This is a genomic window from Subdoligranulum sp. APC924/74 (genome assembly GCF_003324125.1).
In the GTDB taxonomy this organism is placed as follows: Bacteria; Bacillota; Clostridia; order Oscillospirales; family Ruminococcaceae; genus Gemmiger; species Gemmiger qucibialis.
Window position 1 is genome coordinate 1 of record NZ_PSQF01000158.1, and the last position, 3,683, is coordinate 3,683.

The window sequence follows — 3,683 nt, forward strand, 5'->3', positions numbered from 1 at the left end:
TATTATCTGCGCTTTTGGCTTGGCATCTGCCGCACCTCGCTCGCCGTATCGGCACTTAGAATTATGCGGTATTGCCTTAAAAAAATTATACTTCCAAAATTTTTGCTAGTTTCCCCAAATCCGTATAATCCCCAATCACTGCATCCACACCCAGCGTTTCCAACTCGGCGGGCTTTTTCATGGAAGCAATGCCGACCACCTTTTTGGCTCCCGCGCGCTGGGCGGATTCAATGCCGGCACCGGAATCTTCAAAGATTACACAGGTTTCCGGTGCAACGCAAAGGCGCTGGGCGGCTTTCAGATACAGATCCGGCGCAGGCTTGCCGGGCAGGGTGCCGTCGTTGTAAATCACTTTGTCCAAATCAAACCAGCGGTCCAGCCCCAGCGTATCAAAAAAGAAACGGACATTGTTCCCGCAGGATGCTGTGGCAATCGTGCGGGGAATCTTATGCGCCGCAAGGAAATCCAAAAATTCCACCAGTCCGTCCGCCAGTTTGTAATCCGGGCTCTGGCGGCAGAGGGCGCGGTAAATCGTTTCCTCGGCTTCCTCTTCCTCGTCTGCTTCCTGTTGGGTAAAGGGGCGGCCAAAGAAATACTCCAGGGTATCGCCTGTGTTGCGGCCGTGGACCCAGGTCTGGAACTCTTCCGGTGTAATGCGGCGGCCCAGTTTTTCCGTCATGTACTGCTGCCATGCTTTCTCCTGGAATGTTTCGTCAAAAAACATGGTGCCGTTAAAATCAAAAATAGCGTTAAGCATGCCAGGCTCCTTTCTGTATGGGGGTCAGCGCTTGCCGCCGCGCTTTAAGCGCTGGTCGGTGCCAAAAAACTTGAAGATCTGGCAGCTGCCCAAAATGCGGCTGGCTACTTTTTCGGTGTAGCGGGCTTCAAAAATGGAACTATCCACAATGTTGGAAGTGTAAATGGTGGGCCGGTGGCAGAGCATACGGGTGTTGATCAGCTCATACAATACGCTGATGGTCAGCTGGCTGATGTACTCGGTGCCCAGGTCGTCCAGAATCAGCAGGTCGGCCTCCTTGCAGGCATCCAGCCAGGGGTATTCGGCGGCACGGTCAAAGTGTTCGCGCCCCAGCTGAGCGGCCAGCGCGGCGGAGCTGGTGTACAGCACATCAAACCCGCGGTTCAAAACTGTGTCTGCAATGGCAAGTGCCATGTGGGTTTTTCCCAGCCCGGCACTGCCAATAAACATCAGGCCGCGGCTTTCCGGCGTAAAGCTGTTGGCGTACCGCTGGCAGTAGGCCAGCACTTTGCCCATGTAGTCCCGCGGGGTGCCACCCAGCTCCGGCTCCGGCTCGGCGGGGTAGCGGTCCAGTTCGAAGGTATCAAAGCTGCACAGAGCCAGCGGGCTTGCGGCGTTGATCTCCTCCCGCCGCAGGGTGCGGGCTGCTTCGGCCACGCAGCTGCAGGGACGACCGTTCACCATGCCGGTATCCTTGCAGGTGGGGCAGGTGTAGTGCGGAACAAAACCCTCCGGCCCAAGGCCCAGCGTGGCATAAGCAGCTGTCAAGCGCTCGTCTGCCGTTTTCAGTGCTGCGGCTGCGACGGTCTGGTCCGCGCCGCGGGCGGCAGCCAGCGTCAGGGTCAGCCCGGCGTGGGTGCGGGCGTCCTCGGCGGCGCGCAGCTCCGGGTGGGCAGCCAGCGCTGCGGCACGGTCACGCTCGGCTGCTGTTACGGCCTGCTGGCGGCGGGCCGCAATGTGGCGCAGTGCTTCGCGGAAGAGTTCATCTTTGGTGCGCATGGCTTATCCCTCCGTGTCATCGTCAAAAACATCATTCCAGTTGGTCTGGAACAAGTCGGTTTTGGGGGCGGCTGGCTTTGCCCCGGTGGTCAGAATGTTGCTGCCCGCCAGCTGGCCCTGACCGCGCACCGCCGATACCGTGGTTAGTCCCTGCGCGTACCAGGAGCGCAGAATGCCGTCCACATAGCGCACCGTGCGGTGATTGTCCGCCCGCAGCAGGGCTTCCTCAATCATGTCCGCGCCAAAACGCCAGTCCTCGTGCCAGCGGGCAATGGCCCCGCGCTCCCAGCGGCTGAGCTGCGCAGGGGCGATGCCAAACAGGGCGGCAGACTCGATGCACCAGCTTTCCCGCTGGGCCTGCTGCTTTAAGTAACGTTCGGCGTCCTCGCCGGTTTCCACCCCGGCATCCCGCCATTTCAAAAGTTCGCGGCTCAGCGCGCCAACGGTGCGGCGGCCCTGGCGGGCAACTTCGGCGCAGCAAAGCAGCACAACATCCGGCTGCCAGCCATCATTCAGATACAGGCTGACCAGCCGCTGCATCTCGGTTCGGCTGAGTGCCTTGCCGAATGCGGTCTGCGCTTCCTCGCATAGGACCGAAACATAAGGGTCGTTCAGGGTGGTCAGGTCGATGGCGGAAGCTTTCTGCATTTCGGTTTTGGGCAGGGGCGCATCCCGGTCACTGACCAGCAGCCCGGCACCGGCCCAATACTGCATGGCGCGCTTGGCGGCCTCAATGCTGGGCATGCCAAGATCCCGCGCCATGGTGCGGGGGTCGGTTCCGCCGCCGCCCAAAAGATACAACGCGGCGCGGATGGTATCGCCGTCTGCGCGGGCCAGGTGCGCGAACACCAGCCGCGGCACGGCAACACTTTCCCCATTTTGTTCCGCCAGCCTGTAACCCATGGCGTCAGATCCCCCTTTTACCCCAGTATAATATTAAATATTATACCATTGGCAGGGTAGGGTGTAAAGCGGCAAAACAAGACAGCAAAAACGCAAAAAATAGCAGTTCAACCAAATTACAGCCCGGCATTTTGTACGGAATTGCCACCAAAAAGCTCTTGCATATGGGGATGTTTTACAATAAAATAAAAGAAAGAGAGCGATTTATCGGTTGAAATGACAGAACAGGAGTGAGACACATGGCAATCAATATGGTCAAATTACCCACCCAAAAACAGGATCTTGTACTGCGCGTGGCAAAGGGGCACTTTGCCACAAGCCACAGCCATATCAATTATTACATTGACGTTACCATGCAAAAGACCCGCCTTTCTGAAGCGCGCGCCGTGGCACTGGAACTGGTCAGCTCTTATACCCACACCACCATCGTGGATACCATCCTCTGCCTGGACGGCACCGAGGTGATCGGCGCCTGCATGGCCAGCGAGTTGACCCGCGACGGCTATGTAAACATGAACGCCCACCAGACCATCTATGTGGTCACGCCGGAACACACCACCGGCAGCCAGTTGCTGTTCCGCGAAAATACCTCTCCCATGATCGCGGGCAAACATGTGCTGATCCTGGCGGCATCCGTTACCACCGGTTATACCGCGCAGGCTGCTGTGGAAGCGATCAATTATTACGGCGGCCAGGTAGTTGGCATTGGCGCAATCTTTGCCACCCAGACAGAGTGCGCGGGTTACCCCGTTACTTCGATCTTTAACCCCAACGACCTTGGCGATTACCAGAGCTATGATTCCCGCGACTGCCCGTGGTGCAAACAGGGCAAACGCATTGACGCACTGGTCAACAGCTTTGGCTATTCCAGCCTGTAACATAAAAATATACAGCCTGTGGTGGAACTGCGCCTGCAATCCGCCGCAGGCTTTTGTGTTGCTAAAGTTAGGGCAATACCGCATAATTCTAAGTGCCGATACGGCGAGCGAGGTGCGGCAGATGCCAAGCCAAAAGCGCAGATAAT

Annotated in this window: 4 protein-coding genes; 1 reads left to right on the top strand and 3 read right to left on the bottom strand. The window is 57.9% G+C overall.

From position 1 onward, the window contains the following. Positions 1–85: 85 nt before the first annotated feature. From C4885_RS15730 to C4885_RS15740, 3 genes are read right to left on the bottom strand one after another with little or no spacing between them, the layout of a single operon-like run. Positions 86–757 carry an HAD family phosphatase gene (locus C4885_RS15730; RefSeq protein ID WP_114001236.1) on the bottom strand — a complete coding sequence of 224 codons (672 nt, stop codon included), beginning with the start codon at positions 755–757 and terminating at the stop codon, positions 86–88. Between the two features lie 24 nt (positions 758–781). Continuing rightward, entirely contained in the window at positions 782–1,756 is a 975-nt protein-coding gene (locus tag C4885_RS15735) for an ATP-binding protein (RefSeq protein ID WP_114001237.1), read from the bottom strand. A gap of 3 nt (positions 1,757–1,759) precedes the next feature. Then, positions 1,760–2,659, bottom strand: a complete 900-nt coding sequence (locus tag C4885_RS15740) for a DnaD domain-containing protein (RefSeq protein ID WP_114001238.1) — start codon at positions 2,657–2,659, stop codon at positions 1,760–1,762. A gap of 239 nt (positions 2,660–2,898) precedes the next feature. Between C4885_RS15740 and C4885_RS15745 the strand changes: the two genes are divergently transcribed. Beyond that, complete coding sequence (locus C4885_RS15745) at positions 2,899–3,537, top strand: phosphoribosyltransferase (protein ID WP_114001239.1); 639 nt, start codon at positions 2,899–2,901, stop codon at positions 3,535–3,537. Positions 3,538–3,683 lie beyond the last annotated feature (146 nt).

What these genes read in the sequence shown, in the direction of transcription:
- C4885_RS15730 (WP_114001236.1), bottom strand. Translation starts at nt 757, where the DNA reads ATGCTTAACGCTATTTTTGATTTTAACGGCACCATGTTTTTTGACGAA.
- C4885_RS15735 (WP_114001237.1), bottom strand. Translation starts at nt 1,756, where the DNA reads ATGCGCACCAAAGATGAACTCTTCCGCGAAGCACTGCGCCACATTGCG.
- C4885_RS15740 (WP_114001238.1), bottom strand. Translation starts at nt 2,659, where the DNA reads ATGGGTTACAGGCTGGCGGAACAAAATGGGGAAAGTGTTGCCGTGCCG.
- C4885_RS15745 (WP_114001239.1), top strand. Translation starts at nt 2,899, where the DNA reads ATGGCAATCAATATGGTCAAATTACCCACCCAAAAACAGGATCTTGTA.